Source organism: Flavobacterium sp. B114r (genome assembly GCF_056824125.1).
Genome location: NZ_CP124858.1, coordinates 3,247,871 through 3,264,835 on the forward strand (window position 1 = coordinate 3,247,871; position 16,965 = coordinate 3,264,835).

21 protein-coding genes are annotated in these 16,965 nt (G+C 32.5%); 11 read left to right on the plus strand and 10 right to left on the minus strand.

All coding sequences use genetic code 11. The features are described from left to right. Positions 1 to 51 precede the first annotated feature (51 nt). Complete coding sequence (locus QLQ94_RS13930) at positions 52 to 591, minus strand: DUF1599 domain-containing protein (RefSeq protein WP_271335378.1); 540 nt, start codon at positions 589 to 591, stop codon at positions 52 to 54. Between the two features lie 228 nt (positions 592 to 819). Here QLQ94_RS13930 and folP point away from each other — a divergent pair, with 228 nt between their 5' ends. Together folP and QLQ94_RS13940 are read left to right on the plus strand one after the other, a co-directional pair. Next, entirely contained in the window at positions 820 to 1,644 is an 825-nt protein-coding gene (folP, locus tag QLQ94_RS13935) for a dihydropteroate synthase (protein WP_482497522.1), read from the plus strand. Positions 1,645 to 1,833: 189 nt separating this feature from the next. Then, the gene (locus QLQ94_RS13940) at positions 1,834 to 2,457 is read left to right on the plus strand and encodes a hypothetical protein (RefSeq protein WP_271335380.1); all 624 of its coding nucleotides are present in this window, start codon (positions 1,834 to 1,836) and stop codon (positions 2,455 to 2,457) included. Between the two features lie 40 nt (positions 2,458 to 2,497). Here the strand turns inward: QLQ94_RS13940 and rlmH are convergent, their stop codons facing one another. The 8 genes from rlmH to QLQ94_RS13980 all read right to left on the minus strand — a co-directional run bounded on the left by rlmH (position 2,498) and on the right by QLQ94_RS13980 (position 8,761). Further along, complete coding sequence (rlmH, locus tag QLQ94_RS13945; protein ID WP_482497524.1) at positions 2,498 to 2,971, minus strand: 23S rRNA (pseudouridine(1915)-N(3))-methyltransferase RlmH; 474 nt, start codon at positions 2,969 to 2,971, stop codon at positions 2,498 to 2,500. Positions 2,972 to 3,058: 87 nt separating this feature from the next. Next, entirely contained in the window at positions 3,059 to 3,361 is a 303-nt protein-coding gene (locus QLQ94_RS13950) for an antibiotic biosynthesis monooxygenase family protein (protein ID WP_271335381.1), read from the minus strand. 51 nt (positions 3,362 to 3,412) lie between these two features. Beyond that, complete coding sequence (locus QLQ94_RS13955; protein ID WP_482497526.1) at positions 3,413 to 4,831, minus strand: amidohydrolase family protein; 1,419 nt, start codon at positions 4,829 to 4,831, stop codon at positions 3,413 to 3,415. Between the two features lie 228 nt (positions 4,832 to 5,059). Then, entirely contained in the window at positions 5,060 to 5,344 is a 285-nt protein-coding gene (locus tag QLQ94_RS13960; protein WP_271335383.1) for a GNAT family N-acetyltransferase, read from the minus strand. A gap of 6 nt (positions 5,345 to 5,350) precedes the next feature. Continuing rightward, entirely contained in the window at positions 5,351 to 5,746 is a 396-nt protein-coding gene (locus QLQ94_RS13965; RefSeq protein ID WP_271335384.1) for an OsmC family protein, read from the minus strand. Between the two features lie 3 nt (positions 5,747 to 5,749). Further along, positions 5,750 to 6,631 (minus strand): pirin family protein, encoded by an 882-nt coding sequence (locus tag QLQ94_RS13970; RefSeq protein WP_271335385.1) that lies wholly within the window; start codon positions 6,629 to 6,631, stop codon positions 5,750 to 5,752. 241 nt (positions 6,632 to 6,872) lie between these two features. Further along, positions 6,873 to 7,628 (minus strand): YwqG family protein, encoded by a 756-nt coding sequence (locus QLQ94_RS13975; protein WP_271335386.1) that lies wholly within the window; start codon positions 7,626 to 7,628, stop codon positions 6,873 to 6,875. Positions 7,629 to 7,660: 32 nt separating this feature from the next. Further along, entirely contained in the window at positions 7,661 to 8,761 is a 1,101-nt protein-coding gene (locus QLQ94_RS13980; protein WP_427402100.1) for a DNA alkylation repair protein, read from the minus strand. 348 nt (positions 8,762 to 9,109) lie between these two features. Between QLQ94_RS13980 and nadC the strand changes: the two genes are divergently transcribed. The 7 genes from nadC (at position 9,110) to priA (ending at position 15,391) form a co-directional block, all read left to right on the plus strand. Then, positions 9,110 to 9,967, plus strand: a complete 858-nt coding sequence (gene nadC, locus QLQ94_RS13985; RefSeq protein ID WP_482497529.1) for a carboxylating nicotinate-nucleotide diphosphorylase — start codon at positions 9,110 to 9,112, stop codon at positions 9,965 to 9,967. Between the two features lie 87 nt (positions 9,968 to 10,054). Next, positions 10,055 to 10,975, plus strand: coding sequence for a YihY/virulence factor BrkB family protein (locus QLQ94_RS13990; protein ID WP_271335389.1), 921 nt, complete (start codon positions 10,055 to 10,057; stop codon positions 10,973 to 10,975). A 4-nt stretch (positions 10,976 to 10,979) separates the two neighbouring features. Next, positions 10,980 to 11,411 carry a DUF2147 domain-containing protein gene (locus QLQ94_RS13995; protein ID WP_271335390.1) on the plus strand — a complete coding sequence of 144 codons (432 nt, stop codon included), beginning with the start codon at positions 10,980 to 10,982 and terminating at the stop codon, positions 11,409 to 11,411. Positions 11,412 to 11,426: 15 nt separating this feature from the next. Next, positions 11,427 to 12,158: a subclass B1 metallo-beta-lactamase gene (gene bla-B1-FLAV / locus QLQ94_RS14000; RefSeq protein WP_271335391.1), complete on the plus strand. Its 732-nt coding sequence runs from the start codon at positions 11,427 to 11,429 to the stop codon at positions 12,156 to 12,158. Between the two features lie 58 nt (positions 12,159 to 12,216). After that, positions 12,217 to 12,480 carry a hypothetical protein gene (locus QLQ94_RS14005; RefSeq protein WP_271335392.1) on the plus strand — a complete coding sequence of 88 codons (264 nt, stop codon included), beginning with the start codon at positions 12,217 to 12,219 and terminating at the stop codon, positions 12,478 to 12,480. Then, positions 12,480 to 12,884, plus strand: coding sequence for a PIN domain-containing protein (locus QLQ94_RS14010; protein WP_482497532.1), 405 nt, complete (start codon positions 12,480 to 12,482; stop codon positions 12,882 to 12,884). Before QLQ94_RS14005 ends, QLQ94_RS14010 begins: the two co-directional genes overlap by 1 nt. A 56-nt stretch (positions 12,885 to 12,940) precedes the next feature. Further along, a complete protein-coding gene (gene priA / locus QLQ94_RS14015; protein WP_271335394.1) occupies positions 12,941 to 15,391 on the plus strand; it encodes a replication restart helicase PriA in 2,451 nt (816 codons plus the stop codon). Between the two features lies 1 nt (position 15,392). Here the strand turns inward: priA and QLQ94_RS14020 are convergent, their stop codons facing one another. Then, on the minus strand, positions 15,393 to 16,091 hold the full coding sequence (locus QLQ94_RS14020) for a LytR/AlgR family response regulator transcription factor (RefSeq protein ID WP_065449575.1): 699 nt from the start codon (positions 16,089 to 16,091) through the stop codon (positions 15,393 to 15,395). Between the two features lie 177 nt (positions 16,092 to 16,268). Between QLQ94_RS14020 and rpsF the strand changes: the two genes are divergently transcribed. Both rpsF and rpsR read left to right on the plus strand, forming a co-directional pair. Next, entirely contained in the window at positions 16,269 to 16,610 is a 342-nt protein-coding gene (gene rpsF / locus QLQ94_RS14025) for a 30S ribosomal protein S6 (RefSeq protein ID WP_007810575.1), read from the plus strand. A 5-nt stretch (positions 16,611 to 16,615) separates the two neighbouring features. Continuing rightward, positions 16,616 to 16,912, plus strand: coding sequence for a 30S ribosomal protein S18 (gene rpsR, locus QLQ94_RS14030; protein WP_002987043.1), 297 nt, complete (start codon positions 16,616 to 16,618; stop codon positions 16,910 to 16,912). Positions 16,913 to 16,965 lie beyond the last annotated feature (53 nt).

Sequence of the window (16,965 nt, forward strand, 5' to 3'; positions counted from 1 at the left end):
TTTTTCGCCACGAATTTCACGAATTAATTCGTAAAATTTGTGGCTAATTTTTTATTTTAATGGTTCCAATATCAATGCAAAAACAGAATAATTAATCATATCCTGATAATTGGCATCAATACCTTCAGAAACTAAAGTTTTGCCTTTATTGTCTTCAATTTGTTTTACTCGAAGTAGTTTTTGCAGAATCAAATCAGTCAGGGAACTCACACGCATATCACGCCAGGCTTCACCATAGTCATGGTTTTTAGCCAGCATTAACTCTTTTGTCAATTTAACTTTAGCGTCATATAATTCAGTTGCTTTTTCTACGTCAAGATCAGGCTGGTCAACAACTCCTAATTCTAACTGAATCAAAGCCATGATCGAATAATTGATGATTGCTATGAATTCTCCTTTTTCATCTTCATCAACTTTACGAACTTCGTTTTCTTGTAAGCTTCTGATTCTTTGCGCTTTTATAAAGATTTGATCCGTTAGTGAAGGCAATCTTAAAATTCGCCACGCACTGCCGTAATCTTTCATTTTATTGATAAATAAAGTGCGGCAAACCGTAATTACATTATCATATTCAAGGGAAGTATTCTTCATTTATTGCTGTATATTTGCTAAAATTTATTCAAAAATAGGTATAATATTAAAGAGTTTCAAGTTTCAGGTTTTCTTTGTTTCAAGTTTTTTCTAAACAAAGTGTTAATGCTAAGAACTTGAAACTTGAAAATAATATAAAAAGTTTCAAGTTTTCTTTGTTTCAAGTTCGAGCTTGCACAATCTGGATTATCCTGAAACTTGAAACCTGAAACAAAAATAACAAAACATATGCTGATTAACTGCAAAGGGCAACTTGTTGATTTGTCAATTCCTAAAGTAATGGGGATTTTGAATGTTACGCCTAACTCTTTTTTTGACGGAGGAAAGTATAAAAATGAAGATGATATTATTTCGCAAGCAGGTAAAATGTTGTCTGAAGGTGCTGCGTTTATTGATCTTGGGGCATATTCAAGTAAACCAAGTGCTGAATTTGTTACTGAAAAAGAAGAAATTGAGCGTATTGTTCCGGCAATCGAAGTGATTTTAAAACATTTTCCAGATGCTTTATTGTCAATTGATACCTTTAGGGCTGCCGTTGCAAAAGCGAGTATAGAAACCGGTGCAGCGATTATAAATGATATTGCTGCAGGCGAATTAGACGATAAAATGTTTGATATAATTGCAAATTATAATGTTCCGTATATTATGATGCACATGCGTGGGAATCCGCAAACAATGCAAAGTTTGACGAATTATGAGGACATCGTAAAAGAAATGCTTTTCTATTTTTCTGAAAAAGTAAAAAAGGCAAGAAGCTTAGATATTAATGATTTGATTCTTGATCCGGGTTTTGGATTTGCGAAAACAACGGATCAGAATTATGAGGTTTTACAAAAAATGGAAGTTTTTAATCTTTTAGAATTACCAGTTTTAGCAGGCGTTTCGAGAAAATCGATGATTTATAAAACATTAAATAACTCTGCACAGGAAGCCTTAAACGGTACAACGGTTTTGAATACGATTGCTTTGACAAAAGGCGCTAAAATTCTTCGTGTTCATGATGTAAAAGAGGCAGTAGAATGTATTACTTTGTTTAATAAAATAAATGGGTAATTAGAAAAATTCATTTGGTTTGTCATTTCGACCAAAGGGAGAAATCGCATGAGAAACTCTACAAAGATTGGCAATTTTGTTTGCGAAATTACCAATGCGATTTCTCCTGCGTCGAAATGACATACTCTGAGTTTATTAATATTAAGTGAAATACATTAACAGGTTAAAAAATAAATAAAACTAATTTTTATGAAATACTTTACTTTAATCATTGCCTTGCTTTTATTTTCATGTGAAAAAAAAGAAGACGTCCTGCTTCCAAAAGCAAATGTTTCTATAGTGAAAGATGTTCAGGATCATTCGCCAATTTATATTTTCTTTAAAACAGAAGGAAAAGATACGATCGCAGATGTAAACCGAAAAAACAGCATTATTTCTACCAACTGGCTTTTTAATATAGACAAACGTTTGCCATTAAAACTAGTAATTCCCGAAGTAATAAAACTTCAGGATAAAAAGCGTGCGGATAGCGCGCACAAAAACGAAGAAGCAGAAAACTATTATTCATATGCTGATTCTATCGGAAAGAATCTGGCTTTTTTACCTTTCACGAAAGTGTATTATAAATTAGAAAAACCAAAATCGGAGGGGTTAGTTGTGTTTTTTAAGAATAATAAAACTGTTGAGGTTAACAACCAAATCATTAAAAAAGAAGAATTGCTAAATTACATTGCAAGTCTTGACTTTGCTGTTAAGCCAAAAATGCAATTCTGTTTTGATAAAAATATGAGTTTCGATGCCTATATTCAGGACAAAATTTTGGTTCAGAAACTAGAATCATTCGCAAATATTACAGAAGAATTTATTTTCTAACTTAAAAGTTGAAACAAATAAAACCTGAAACAAATTTCTTTTACTGATGATGATAAGGTTCGTTCCTTAAAATCGTAAACCCGCGATACAATTGTTCAATGAAACACAAGCGAACCATTTGGTGCGAAAATGTCATTAACGAAAGTGATATTTTCCCCTGTGCTTTGCTGTAAACCGTATCAGAGAATCCGTAAGGACCGCCAATTACAAAAACTAAAGTTTTAATTCCGGAGTTCATTTTCTTTTGCAGTTCTTCAGAGAAACCAACGCTGGAGAAGTTTTTTCCGTTTTCATCTAATAAAATCAATTGATCCGTTGGTGTTAATTTAGCAAGAATCAGTTCGCCTTCTTTCTCTTTTTGCTGGCTTTCAGATAAATTCTTTACGTTTTTGATATCCGGAATAATCTCCAAATCAAATTTGATGTAAAACGACAAACGCTTGGTGTAATCGTCTATTAAAGTTTGTAACGATTTATTATCGGTTTTGCCAATGGCGATAAGTTTGATATTCATTTTAATTTTTTTTTGCCACGAATTTCACGAATCAGCACGAATTAAAAAAAATCTGTGTCAATCTGTTTAATCCGCATAATCTGTGGGCTATTTTTTATTCTCAAAAACAGTTTCAAAATGCTCTACAATGGGAAACGGTTCATAATAATGATGTAAAATTTTCTTCCATTCCAGATAAGCCTCAGAGTTTCTAAAACCTTGGGTGTGATCTTCAAGCGTATTCCAGTCAACCAATAAAAGATATTTATTTTCGACTTCCAGACATTTCTCTAATCGATGCCCAAGATAACCATCGATGGATGAAATGTATTGACTTGCTATTGCAAAATCAGCTTCAAATTGATTTGCTAATTCAGGTTTTACAAAAAGAAATGCGGCTTCTAGAATCATATAGCTTAATATTGGCAAACCTAACAGGTTTTAAAAACCTGTTAGGTTTCGTTAGTTTTTAGGAAATTTAGCTTCAAAAGTTTTAAATCTTGCGTCTAAATCTTTCAATAATTGTTTTTTAACTGATGAATCCTGAATAAAACTGTAATTAATACTATTGTAAACGTATTGTTTTATTGTTGCATATGAAACATCAGGATATCTTTTGGCCAGTAAAACGTATTGTTCCGTCATATTTGTTCTTAAAATCCCTGCATCATCAGTACTGATCACGATTGGGACATTAAATTCTTTATAAAGTACAAACGGATGTCTGCTTTCTTTTACTTTCAAAATGAATTCATTACTTGTCAAATTGATCTCTATAGGAATATTATTTTTTGCCATATAGCGCAATAAATCATATGAATTTGCTTCGTAAGCAATATCCACTCCATGACCAATTCTGTTTGCTCCTGCGACATAAATAGCATCATTAATATGCCATGTCAAATCTTCAGGTTGCACTAAACCAAGAGTCAATTCGCCAGCGTGAAGCGTATATTTTACATCAGGAAATTTAGAATGGCAATATTTGAACATCACCATATGCAGCCAATAATCTTTCATCGAATTTTCTCCATGTTCCGGAGAAACAATGTTTACACCGGCAACCAATTTGCTGTCATTTGCAGAGATAAAGGCAATAGTCAGATTCTTGAATAAATCGACAGGATCCATAAAACGAAGTACAAAATTTTGATAACGCATAGTAAAACGATCATCATCAATTTTTAAGTCTTTGTGCAATTTTGCTATAAAATTGGTATTGAAATCTGTAGCATATTTTTTAGCATCTTTCTTTTGAACTGCTTTATACAAATCGTCTAAAAGTTTCAGAACTGCTTTTTCATCTCTTTGAGAAGCTGCCTGACGTAATTTTGTATTGAAATCTGTTAAATCAGAAACGTTCATATCACACGGAATCGTTGATAATTGTGTTTCGATATAACTTACGTTTTCAACAATGGCGCGTTTTTTTAATTCGAGCATTCCTTCTGCAAAATGCCCCTGGATAGTAGGTTCAAACTTTTGAAAAGAATCAAAAAATAAATCGTCAGATGGTACAGAAACGCCGTTATAATCTTTAGCCGACCAGGTTTGCATTACTTGTTGCTCGTAAAAAGCAAGTTTACCTTCGTTTTTAAGAGAAGAGAAAGTCTGCCAATTGCCTTTTGCAGGTTTTGTTTTAGAGACGTCCATGGTTTCTAAATTCAAATAAAAATCTTGTGCAATTGCTCTTTCCAAAAGAGGTTCTGCATAAATTGATCCTGAAAAATGATGGTGTAAATCGCCGCCTTTTGGCATTTGTTGAAAGAAAGCTGCTAAGAGAGCTTCGTTATTTCTGTTTTTATCTAAATAATTTTCAGCTGTTTGAGAAAAGCTGATTTGTGCTATGAAAAAACAGAAAAGTGTAATTATCCTCGTCATACTCTAAGTTTAAATTACATGCAAATATACGAGTTTCTGCGGAAATTTGAAAATTGAATTTCATTGTAGTGATTTTTTACCGCAAAGGACGCAAGATTTTTATTATACCTAAACTTTATTATAAACACAAAGTTCGCAAAGCTTTGTCTAAAAAACTTTGCGAACTTTGCGTAATTCTCTGCGCCCTTTGTGGTAAAAAAAACTTAGAAACTTAGAGCCTCAGCAGCTTTAAGAAAACAATACATCATGAATTTCTTCTACCTTATCAAAAACACTTTTTGCAAAAGGACAAAGCGGAATAATTTTCAGATTATTGGTTCTGGCATATTCTACAGCGGCCATAACAAGTTTTTTACCAACACCTTTTCCGTTGAATTCCTCATTGACTTCAGTATGATCAATGATGAATTTAGAATCTCCAGCCCAGGTATACGTCATTTTTCCAGCTTGTTTTTCGTCTTCAATAGCTTCAAAATAGCCTCTTCTTGTATCGTTTATTTGTTTGATTTCCATGATAAGTTATATTAATGTAGTTTTAATTTCGATTGAATGTGTTAATGTTTTGTGTATTGGGCAACTGTTGGCTATTGTTTCTAATCGATGCCTTTGTGCTTGATCTACTTCGCCTATAATTTCGATTTTGCGTGTAAATAAAGAAACATTTTGCTCAGAATCTCTTTCAAAATCAACTTTGATATTAATTTCAGAAACATCCCACTGTTTTCTATTTATATACATTCGTAACGTGATCAAAGTACAGGATGCTAAAGACGAAGCCAAAAGTTCTGACGGACTAAAACCTAAATTTTTGCCGCCCATTTCCTGTGGTTCATCAGCAATCAGGATATTTCCGCTGGCTGATTTTATTTCCGTTCGATACAAACGCGTATCTATTTGTGCTGAGATAGTTTCCATATATTATTTGATTCTTGGTTCAGGTAATGGTACAAATTCAGTTTCACCCGGAACTTTAGGGAAAGTTTGTTCTATCCAGTCTTTTTTTGCTTTTTCGATTGTATTTTTATCCGAAGAAACAAAATTCCAAAAGATAAAATGTTCTTCAGGAAACGGTGTTCCTCCAAAAATGTAAACCGTAGAATTTTCGGCTAACTCAAACTCGCATAAAGTACTGTCTGTAGTAATTAAAATTTGCTTAGGATCGTAAACATGTTCGCCGCTTTTAATGCTTCCCTCAAGAATATATAAACCGCTTTCTCCAAATAAATCCTTACCGATATTTATTTTTTTAGCTCCGGTACTTTTAATTTCAATAAAATATAACGGACTGTAGACCGGAACTGGTGATTTTTTTCCAAATGCTTCTCCGGCTATTAATTTATATGAAACGCCATCTTCTTCCCAACTTGGGATATCACTTGCTTCGACATGCGTAAAATTTGGATCCATTTGTTCCAGTTCTTTTGGCAATGCCACCCAAATTTGCAAACCATGAAGCATTTTGTCAGAATGTCTTAAATATTCAGGTGTTCTTTCAGAATGTACAATTCCCTTGCCGGCAGTCATCCAGTTTACCGCTCCCGGTTTTATCTCTAGTTCGGTTCCCAGACTATCACGGTGCATGATGCTTCCTTCAAACAAAAATGTAAGGGTAGAAAGACCAATATGCGGATGAGGGGGAACGTCCATGTTTTCATGATCACTTAAATGTGCAGGTCCCATATGATCGATAAATACAAATGGTCCAACAGCTCTTTTTTCACGGAAAGGCAATAATCTGCCTACCATAAAGTTGCCAATATTGGCAGCACGTTCTTCGATAATTAAACTAATATTTGACATGGTATTTGTTTTAGTTGAAGCAAAATTACTGTTGTAGTTACAATCAGTAACTTAATTTAGATTAAGAAATATACTTTTGGTATTATTTATAAAAGTAAGAAATAGAATAATAAGTACTCTAACAGGATTATAAATATAACACGAATTTCACTAATTACCTCAGATTAATTAGTGGTAATTAGTGAAATTTATGTTCATTATCAGTTTGTTAAAATGATTTGTTTTGTAATCTATGATTTGTCTAGCAACAATCCCAGGTAAAATAAGCTTTCTCGAATTTTCGATTAATAAGATCTTCTTTATTAATGAAAAAATTAGCAACGCCACTGTCGCCAAACATTATTTCTTCATCAGTATCGATTTGAAGTAATAAAATGTCGTTTTTTGCTTTTTCGTCATATTCTCTTGGATCACCTTGTGTAAAATAAGCGTAACCTCCAATTTTATGACCTTCATTATCAAATAGTTTTTCGATTTCTTTTTTTTGAGATTCCTCTAATTTCTCTTCAAATTCCCAATAATCCAAACCATTGAAACTAAAGTCAAATCGAAAATCCTGAACACCGCCATATTCTTCTTCTTTTGAAAAAGTCAAAGTATGTTCGCAATTAATTGGTGAATCTGAATATAATTCTTCAGTCAGAAATTCGAAATTAGTCTGAGGGTCTTCTATTTCAGCATGATACAATATCTTATAATCTTCCATGTCAGGCCATTCTTCACCGGAAACATAAAATTGCAATATACCTTTATCAGGATAATTTTCTAATGATGGTATTTCTGAAAAATTAAGCTGAGCCAATAAAATCATCGGCTTTCCTGTTTTGTCTTTAGGATATTCTGCATTTAGTGGTAAGTATGGTTTTCCTAGAAATTTGCTTTGGGTAAAAGACAAAACAGTTTCTTTTTCTATAGGTTTCGCATTTATTTGAATATAATCCAGTTTGTATTTTGCCAGATCATTTTCAAATTCTTTTAAGTATTCAGGGAATATCATTGTCTATTTTTTAATTGTATGTTTTTGATTTTTTATTCTGTCAATTCAAATTCCAAAGTCTCACTTTCAGTTCCGTTAATAATAATAGATAACTGATGAACTCCCGTATGAAAAACCCGGGTCGTAATTATTTTGAAAGACTGGTTTCTATCGACTTTTATCAATTGATTGGGTTGATAGGTTTTCTCGCTGATCTTGAAGACTTTTTTAGCCAAATGTCCTTTTGATTTTTTATAATGTACGGCATATTCTAAACGAACAGTTTTGGCTTCTTCATTTTTATTATTTAAATGAAATTGAAACTGCAGATGATCGCCAATTTTTACAATTGGTGTTCTGATTTCAAAATCAGAAAGTTCGATATTGGTACTTTCCAGTCCATAATGGCTTAAAATTTCAGGATGTCCCTGCTTTAATAAAGTACGACAACCGTGTTTGATGATACCATCAGTTTCCGGGCTTATTCCGTACCATTTTCCGGCAATTTCCAATACAACTTCCGGATTGTCTTTGGCGATGTCATTCAGGTTATTGGCAACACTTCGACGTACATATTCTGAAGGATCATTTTTAAGGTTTTCTAAAATGGGCAGGATAGAAGCGGGATCTTTTTTGAGAAACGGAATTGCCATTGCCCACGGTAATCTTGGTCGGCTGCCTTCGCTGGATAATCTCCGAACATGATGATTTTCATGTAACGACCATTTTGTCATTTCATCGATCATTTCTTGTTTGTATTTTAAAACAAAAGGGCGAACGGCAAATTCACAGCTAATGAATTGTGTTATTGAAACAAAGGCTTTTACTGAGGTTTTAAAATCATCTAAACCATAGGTTTCGATATAATCGGCAAAAAATATAAAAGCAAGATTACCTTCTGTAAATTTATTTTTCTTTAAGTTTTCGATGATTTTATCAATCAACAAAACTGCTTCATGAAAATTTTCAGGCATAAATTGATGCAAAACCACTGTGGTGTGTTTCATGCGGTCTTTCCATTCTTTTTGGGTAAAATCGCCTTCGTAAATGGCTTCAATAAATTTTTGTTTATCGAAAGCCGGATGCACGTCGGCGACAGCCTGACCAAATTTTTCGTAAAAAGTAACCGAGTAAATATCTTTAATTAAGCCCATGATTTTTTTTGAATGAACCTCAAAGATATTTAATGTTTTCAATTAAAATTATAGATTCTGTTTGAAATTTTAAACACATAGAAACATAGATAATAAAATTATAGACAAAAGATATTTTTAAAAAATCTAAATTTTCACACATAGCTGAATGTATTTAGCGATGTGAATTAATACAAGTGAAACACATTTTTGCAGAACCGAAGATTTATGTTTCTATGTGTTGAAAAAATAAGCGTTTTCCTTATAATTTACATTAATGTTTTTAGACCTAAGAAATTTTTCACAGACAGTAAACTTTCAAATCCATAAAATATGTCCTACTTTAGCATCTTATAAAATTTAAGAAAAATGATTAGCGAAGTACAATTTCAAACCGAATTACAACTATTGATTAGCAACGCAATCCGAGAAGATGTAGGTACAGGCGATTACAGTTCATTGGCGTGTATTCCTGAATCAGCACATGGCCAGGCTAAATTATTGGTAAAAGATCAGGGGATTATTGCGGGTGTTGCACTTGCAAAAATGATTTTTGAATATGTAGATCCAAAACTAAAAATCAAAACATATATAGAAGACGGAACACATGTAGAATACGGCGATGTTGTTTTTGAAGTTTCAGGAAGTTCCCAGTCTATTTTAAAGTCAGAAAGAGTAGTTTTGAATACCATGCAGCGTATGTCTGCTATTGCTACAAAAACAGATCAATATGTTCAGCTTTTAGAAGGAACCGGAGCTAAAATTTTAGATACTCGTAAAACAACTCCAAACTTCAGAGCTGCAGAAAAATGGGCCGTAAAAATTGGAGGTGGAGAAAATCACCGTTTTGCACTATATGATATGGTTATGTTGAAAGACAATCACATTGATTTTGCAGGCGGAATTACTTTAGCGATCAAAAAAACAAAGGAATATTTGAAAGCGAATAATTTAGATTTGAAAATTATTGTAGAAGCCAGAAACCTTGACGAAATCCGTGAAATTTTATTAAGTGACGGAGTTCACAGAATTTTGATTGATAACTTTAACTATGAAGATACTAAAACGGCGGTAAAGCTAATTGGTAAAAAATGCCAGACGGAATCTTCAGGAAATATCAACGAAAAAACGATTCGTGAATATGGGTTATGTGGAGTGAATTATATTTCATCAGGTGCTTTAACGCATTCAGTTTATAATATGGATTTGAGTTTAAAGGCTTTTTAAGGAAGTTATAAGTTGCGAATTTATGAGTTTTAGAGAATCAAAAATCTAAACTCAATCCCGAGGTATCGGGACTAAAATCAAAAAAATATGTCTCAAGAGATAGAAGATCGGATTGAAAAGATTCCTGTTGTGCGCTATATTGCCCGATTTCTTAAGAGGATAAAATTGCCTTGGTTAGAAGGTCTTTCGTTGTATGATTTACTCGAAATGTATACCATTGGTATCATCGAAGGAGCATTTTCGTATCATGCAAGTGCTGTTTCATTTAGTTTTTTTATGGCCTTGTTTCCTTTTGCCTTGTTTATTTTAAACTTAATTCCTTTTATACCGATAGAAAATTTTCAGGCAGATTTTTTGCTGTTCGTGCAGCAAAGTGTTCCTCCTAATACTTATGACGCGATCAATAAAATCATCAGTGATATCTTAAATAATAGTCATTCAGGTTTGTTGTCGTCAGGATTTTTGCTTTCTATTTTTTTGATGGCAAATGGTATTAACGGAATTTTAAGTGGTTTCGAATCTTCTAAGCATGTTTTTGACAAACGGGGCTTTTTTAGTCAATATTTGGTAGCACTCGCAATTTCGCTTGTTATGACAATTATATTGTTTGTAACAGTGGCTACAATTGTAGTTTTTGAGGTCTTTATTCAAAAAACAATCATTCAGGATGTTTTGAGTGATCGTATTCCGCTGATTATTTTAGGACGATATTTGTTTGTAATCTTAATGATTTTGATAACTTCTTCAATATTATTACGTTATGGGACGAAACAGTATAATAAAGTGCCTTTTATTAGCATCGGATCTGTTTTTACAACTATATTAATTGTTATATCTTCGTTCTTTTTTGGGATTTGGGTTATAAAATTCTCAAAATACAACGAACTTTATGGTTCAATTGGTACATTATTAATTCTAATGTTTTATATTTGGATAAACTGTATGATTCTGCTTTTGGGGTTCGAATTGAACGCCACTATCAGAAAATTAAAACAAAAAAACAAATAATATTATGAAAAATTGGATATTAACTATTGGTGTTTTCTTCCTAACATTAGGTACAATTCACAGTCAAAGTGTTATTGGGAAATGGAAAACAATTGACGATGAAACCGGCGAAGCAAAATCTATTGTAGAGATTTACGAAAAGTCAGGAAAAGTATATGGTAAAGTAGTAGAGATACTTCGCGCCGATCATAAAAAAGATGTTTGTGTAAAATGTGAAGGTGCAGATAAAAACAAACCAATCTTAGGTTTAAATATAATCAACGGACTTAAAAAAGACGGCGATGAATATAGCGGAGGAACTATTTTTGATCCTACAAATGGTAAAAAATACAAATGTTATATTACCCTTGAATCTGCTGATAAACTTAAACTTCGCGGTTATGTAGGAATCTCTATCATGGGAAGAACGCAATACTGGACAAGAGTGAAGAATTAATTTCATAAAAATAAAATGCGAAAATTAGCATCGATAATTTTATTCTTAACCATACTATATAATAGTTTTGGGCAATCTAAGAATTCGCCATTACAAATAAGTCATCTTACAGGTGACTTTTATGTTTATAAAACGTTTCATGAGTATAAGGGAAACCTGATTGCTGCAAATGCAATGTATCTCGTTACTAACAAAGGCGTAGTATTGTTTGATGCGCCTTGGGATAAAACGCAATTTCAGCCCTTATTAGACAGTATAAAAGCAAGGCATCATAAAGAAGTTGTGATGCATTTTGCCACACATTCTCACGAAGACAGGGCAGGTGGTTTAGATTTTTACAGACAAAAAGGAATTAAAACTTATACTATAAAATTAACCGATGAGATCCTTGAAAAAAATAAGGAAAAAAGAGCTGAATTTGTGATTCCAAATGATACCGTATTTAAGGTTGGACAATATGCATTTGAGGTTTATTATCCAGGTAAAGGCCATGCACAAGACAATATTGTGGTTTGGTTTAATAAAGAAAAAGTACTTTATGGAGGTTGTTTTATTAAAAGTACAGAAGCAACAGATTTAGGCTATTTAGGTGATGCTGATGTAAAAGAATGGGAGAAATCTATTAAAAAAGTACAAGCGAAATTTAAAAATCCTAAATACATTATTACCGGTCATGATGATTGGAAAGATCTAAATTCTTTAAATCATACTTTAAAATTGGTTCAGAAATATAATGCTGTCCATTGATTATTGAGAATGGTTTCTTTAATGCGTATTATTTAAAATAGCTTAATTTTGCTTATATTTGAAAATTAATTTAATTGGATTGAAAATGACTATAACTGATAAAAATATACTTGAAAGTTATTCAGATTTATTTGAAGGGCTAAGTTTTTCGAATAAACTCGAACTTATCGAAAGGCTTACAAAATCTTTAAAAGTTACTAAATCCAAAGAGAATAATTTTTATAAGTCTTTTGGGGCATTTGCTTCTGAAAAATCTGCAGAAGAAATTATTTCTGAAATTAAATCCAACAGAAAATTTAAAAACACTGAAATTAAATTTTAATGGGATATTTACTTGATACAAGCATTTGTGTTTTCTTTTTAAGAGGAAGATTGAATCTTGATAAAATAGTAAAAGAAGTTGGACTGGAGAATTGTTACATTTCTGAAATTACAGTTGCAGAACTTCGTTTTGGTGCCGAAAATAGTGATGATCCAATAAAGTCTAATAAAGCAGTAGATGTTTTTTTTAAAGGTTTAACTATTATTCCAATTTTCGGTTCGATTAAAAGATACGCAACCGAAAAAGTACGGCTTAGGAAAATTGGAAAACCAATAAATGACGAATTTGACCTTTTAATAGGTCTTACTGCAATCGAAAATCAATTAATTCTCGTTACTGATAATAGTAAAGATTTTAAACTTCTAAACGGAATTCAAATGGAGAATTGGTTTGAAAGAGTTTAAATTTTTCCTTTTTGATCCCTTTTCAGATAGTTTTCTCAATCTTATAAAATATTTACATGTTTTTTGTCGAAGTTGTTCTACCGCTTTCCTTAGCTAAAACCTTTACTTATCGTATTACTGAGGCTGAATTTCATTTCATTAAAAAAGGAATGAGAGTTGCAGTGCCTTTTGGTAAAAGTAAAATATATACGGCGCTGGTAATTGATATTCATGAAAATGAGCCAAGCTTATATGATGCCAAGGAAATTCATCAAATATTAGACGAAAAACCTATTGCGACCGAGATCCAGATCAAACACTGGCTTTGGGTGGCGACCTATTATATGTGTGGTATTGGCGATGTATATCGTGGCGCTTTTCCAGGTGGATTATTGCTGGAAAGTGAAACCATTATTTCTTATAAAGCAGATGTGGAAGTAAATGAGAGCGAACTTTCTGATGATGAATTTTTGGTTTATGAAGCATTGCAGCAACAAAGTGCTTTAAAAGTTCAGGAGATTATTTCGATATTAAATAAGAAAAATATTTTTCCGATTCTTCAAAAAATGATCGCCAAAGATATTATTGTTTTAGAAGAGGAAATAAAAGAAAGTTACAAACCAAAATTGGTTCGGTATGTAAAATTACTTGCTAAATACGAATCAGATAATGGCTTGGGAGAATTGCTGGAAGTTTTGAAAAGCGCTAATAAACAAAAGGAAATTGTTTTGTCTTATTTCCAATTGATGGCTTCTGAAAAGAAACCTATTACGGTAAAAAAACTTGTTGAGGTTTCAAATTCATCTTCGGCTATTGTGAAGGCTTTGATTGATAAGGAAATTTTTGAAGAATATCTTTTACAGCAGGACAGAATTTTGTTTGAAGGGCAGGTAACTGAAAAACAATTATTATTAAGTGAGCCACAGCAAACAGCTTTTACAGCGATTAAGGATAGTTTTTTAGAGAAAGAAGTTTGTTTATTGCACGGTGTCACGTCAAGCGGAAAAACAGAGATTTATATCAAATTAATTGAAGAATATTTAGTTACCGGAAAACAGGTTTTGTATTTGTTGCCGGAGATTGCACTTACCACACAATTAGTTTCGCGCTTGCGACTTCATTTTGGAGATAAGGTGGCTGTTTTTCATTCTAAATACAGTAATAATGAAAGGGTGGAGGTTTGGAAACAAACACTCGAAAATTCAGCTAAAGCTCAAATTGTGATAGGGGCAAGGTCAGCTTTGTTTTTACCGTTTAATAATCTAGGTTTATTGATTGTTGATGAAGAACATGAGCAAACCTTTAAGCAAACGGATCCTGCACCGCGTTATCATGCCAGGGACGCAGCTATTGTTCTGGCTAATTTTCATAATGCCAAAGTGCTTTTGGGATCTGCAACGCCTAGTATTGAGACTTATTTTAATACACAAAGTGATAAATATGGTTTAGTGACTCTTGCAGAACGTTATAATAATGTTCGAATGCCTGAAATTCTTTTAGTTGATTTAAAAGACAAGCATTTTAGAAAAAGAATGAAGGGGCATTTTAGTGATCTTTTAATCGAAGAAATTACTGAAGCTTTGTCTTTGGGTGAACAGGTGATTTTATTTCAAAACAGACGAGGATATTCGCCTATAATTGAATGTCTTACTTGTGGTCACGTGCCTCATTGCCAGCAGTGCGATGTGAGCCTGACTTTTCATAAGCATAAAAATCAGTTACGTTGTCATTATTGTGGTTATTCTATTGCAAAGCCTACGCATTGTCATAGCTGCTCAAGTATTGATTTAACGACTAAAGGATTTGGAACTGAACAAATCGAACAAGAATTAATGTCACTTTTTCCTAAGGCCAAAACTGGCAGGATGGATCAGGATACTACTCGCGGAAAATTTGGTTTTGAGAAGATAATCGATTCTTTTAAAAATCGTGAAATTGATATTCTGGTAGGAACACAAATGCTTGCCAAAGGTTTAGATTTTGATAATGTAAGTCTAGTTGGGATCATGAATGCGGATAATATGCTGCATCATCCTGATTTCAGGGCTTTTGAACGTAGTTTTCAAATGATGACACAAGTAGCGGGAAGAGCAGGAAGATCTGAAAAGCAGGGAAAAGTAGTTATTCAAACCTATAATCCAAATCACAATACGATTCAGCAGGTTACAACCCATAATTATATGGGTATGTATAAGGAGCAATTATACGATCGTATGATTTATAAATATCCTCCTTATTTCAGGATTATAAAGCTTACTTTGAAACATCGTGAATTCGATAAATTAAAAGAAGGTTCGATGTGGTTGTATCAGGTTTTGAGTCAGAATTTAGGTATTCCGGTTTTAGGCCCTGAAGAACCTGCAATTAGCAGAATCAGGAATGAGTATATCAGAACTATACTCATTAAGATTCCACAGAATATGCCTTTGGGAGCAACAAAAAAAACTATTCAGAAAATGTTGAATAGTTTTGAGGCTGTTGCTCAGTACAGAGCCATAAAGGTAATTGCCAATGTCGATTTTTATTAAATTATGACGACGTTGACAATGCTTTTACTAAGTCTTCTTTTTTGTTTCGACTAAGTGGAATCTTTGTAATGCCAATTTCGGCAAATTTACTATTAAAGCGTTCTACTTTATCGATATTAATAATATACGATTTATGTACACGTATGAACTTGTCTTTTGATAAATCATTTTCAAAAGATTTCATTGTCGAAAGCACCAAATTACTGTCGTCTTCAGTTACTACTCTTACATAATCCCCAAAAGCCTCAATCCATTTTATCTTTGCTGTAAAGATTTTAAGTTTCTTAAGGTTGCTTTTGATGAAGATATGTTCGCCTTCTTCTTCTTTGACATCCTTTTTGAGTAAATGCATATCAATTGCTCTTTTTACAGAAGCATTAAAGCGATCTACGGCAATGGGCTTCTGAAGATAATCAGTAGCATCATAGTCAAAAGCTTTTAAAGCATATTCAGCTTTAGAAGTAATAAAAATAATTTGCGGCTTAGATTTTAAGCCGTCAAGGAAGTCAAAACCATTAATAACGGGCATTTCGATATCTAGAAATATTAAGTCGATATTATTTAGAGAAATACAGCTTTTTGCTTCGATTGCATTAGAAAAATCCCCGATTAAGTGCAAACCTGGGTGATTATTAACTAATTTTGCAATAATTGTCCTTTGTATAGAACTATCATCTACAACAACACAGTTTAGTTTCATAACATTAAGATTTAGAATAAATTCAGGATAGCAGTAGTAAATGTATTATAATTTTGTAAAAAAAACTAAAATCAGCCTGCATTTTTTACTTTATAACGAATAAAAGCAAAAAAGTGTTGTATATATAAATTTAATGGTTACTTTTGCACCCAATTTTAACAAATAAATATTGTATTTATGAATCATTATGAAACTGTTTTCATTTTAAATCCCGTTTTATCTGAGGTTCAGGTGAAGGAAACAGTAACGAAATTTGAAGAATTTCTTACTAGTAGAGGAGCTGAAATGGTGTCAAAAGAGGATTGGGGTCTGAAAAAAATGGCTTACGAAATCCAAAACAAAAAAAGTGGTTTTTATCACTTATTCGAATTCAAAGTAGCTGGAGAAGTTCTAATTGCTTTTGAAACTGAATTTAGACGTGACGAAAGAGTTATGCGTTTCTTAACTGTAAGTTTAGACAAGCATGCTATTTCATGGGCTGAAAGAAGAAGAGCCAAATTAAAATCTACTAAAGCTTAATTATTATGTCTACAATAGAGCAATCTGCAAAAGGAAAAAAAGACGGAGATATCAGATATTTAACGCCTTTAAACATTGAAACTAACAAAACTAAAAAGTACTGTCGTTTCAAAAAATCAGGAATCAAATATATCGATTATAAAGATGCTGATTTCTTATTGAAATTCGTTAATGAGCAAGGAAAAATTCTTCCTCGTCGTTTAACTGGAACTTCATTAAAATACCAAAGAAAAGTTTCTGTAGCTGTAAAAAGAGCTCGTCACTTAGCTTTAATGCCATACGTGGCGGATTTATTAAAATAATATTAAAAACAAAGTTGTTGGTTTCCGGTAAGATGGAACCTAACTTCTCAAAT

What these genes read in the sequence shown, in the direction of transcription:
- QLQ94_RS13930 (WP_271335378.1), bottom strand. Translation starts at nt 591, where the DNA reads ATGAAGAATACTTCCCTTGAATATGATAATGTAATTACGGTTTGCCGC.
- folP (WP_482497522.1), top strand. Translation starts at nt 820, where the DNA reads ATGCTGATTAACTGCAAAGGGCAACTTGTTGATTTGTCAATTCCTAAA.
- QLQ94_RS13940 (WP_271335380.1), top strand. Translation starts at nt 1,834, where the DNA reads ATGAAATACTTTACTTTAATCATTGCCTTGCTTTTATTTTCATGTGAA.
- rlmH (WP_482497524.1), bottom strand. Translation starts at nt 2,971, where the DNA reads ATGAATATCAAACTTATCGCCATTGGCAAAACCGATAATAAATCGTTA.
- QLQ94_RS13950 (WP_271335381.1), bottom strand. Translation starts at nt 3,361, where the DNA reads ATGATTCTAGAAGCCGCATTTCTTTTTGTAAAACCTGAATTAGCAAAT.
- QLQ94_RS13955 (WP_482497526.1), bottom strand. Translation starts at nt 4,831, where the DNA reads ATGACGAGGATAATTACACTTTTCTGTTTTTTCATAGCACAAATCAGC.
- QLQ94_RS13960 (WP_271335383.1), bottom strand. Translation starts at nt 5,344, where the DNA reads ATGGAAATCAAACAAATAAACGATACAAGAAGAGGCTATTTTGAAGCT.
- QLQ94_RS13965 (WP_271335384.1), bottom strand. Translation starts at nt 5,746, where the DNA reads ATGGAAACTATCTCAGCACAAATAGATACGCGTTTGTATCGAACGGAA.
- QLQ94_RS13970 (WP_271335385.1), bottom strand. Translation starts at nt 6,631, where the DNA reads ATGTCAAATATTAGTTTAATTATCGAAGAACGTGCTGCCAATATTGGC.
- QLQ94_RS13975 (WP_271335386.1), bottom strand. Translation starts at nt 7,628, where the DNA reads ATGATATTCCCTGAATACTTAAAAGAATTTGAAAATGATCTGGCAAAA.
- QLQ94_RS13980 (WP_427402100.1), bottom strand. Translation starts at nt 8,761, where the DNA reads ATGGGCTTAATTAAAGATATTTACTCGGTTACTTTTTACGAAAAATTT.
- nadC (WP_482497529.1), top strand. Translation starts at nt 9,110, where the DNA reads ATGATTAGCGAAGTACAATTTCAAACCGAATTACAACTATTGATTAGC.
- QLQ94_RS13990 (WP_271335389.1), top strand. Translation starts at nt 10,055, where the DNA reads ATGTCTCAAGAGATAGAAGATCGGATTGAAAAGATTCCTGTTGTGCGC.
- QLQ94_RS13995 (WP_271335390.1), top strand. Translation starts at nt 10,980, where the DNA reads ATGAAAAATTGGATATTAACTATTGGTGTTTTCTTCCTAACATTAGGT.
- bla-B1-FLAV (WP_271335391.1), top strand. Translation starts at nt 11,427, where the DNA reads ATGCGAAAATTAGCATCGATAATTTTATTCTTAACCATACTATATAAT.
- QLQ94_RS14010 (WP_482497532.1), top strand. Translation starts at nt 12,480, where the DNA reads ATGGGATATTTACTTGATACAAGCATTTGTGTTTTCTTTTTAAGAGGA.
- priA (WP_271335394.1), top strand. Translation starts at nt 12,941, where the DNA reads ATGTTTTTTGTCGAAGTTGTTCTACCGCTTTCCTTAGCTAAAACCTTT.
- QLQ94_RS14020 (WP_065449575.1), bottom strand. Translation starts at nt 16,091, where the DNA reads ATGAAACTAAACTGTGTTGTTGTAGATGATAGTTCTATACAAAGGACA.
- rpsF (WP_007810575.1), top strand. Translation starts at nt 16,269, where the DNA reads ATGAATCATTATGAAACTGTTTTCATTTTAAATCCCGTTTTATCTGAG.
- rpsR (WP_002987043.1), top strand. Translation starts at nt 16,616, where the DNA reads ATGTCTACAATAGAGCAATCTGCAAAAGGAAAAAAAGACGGAGATATC.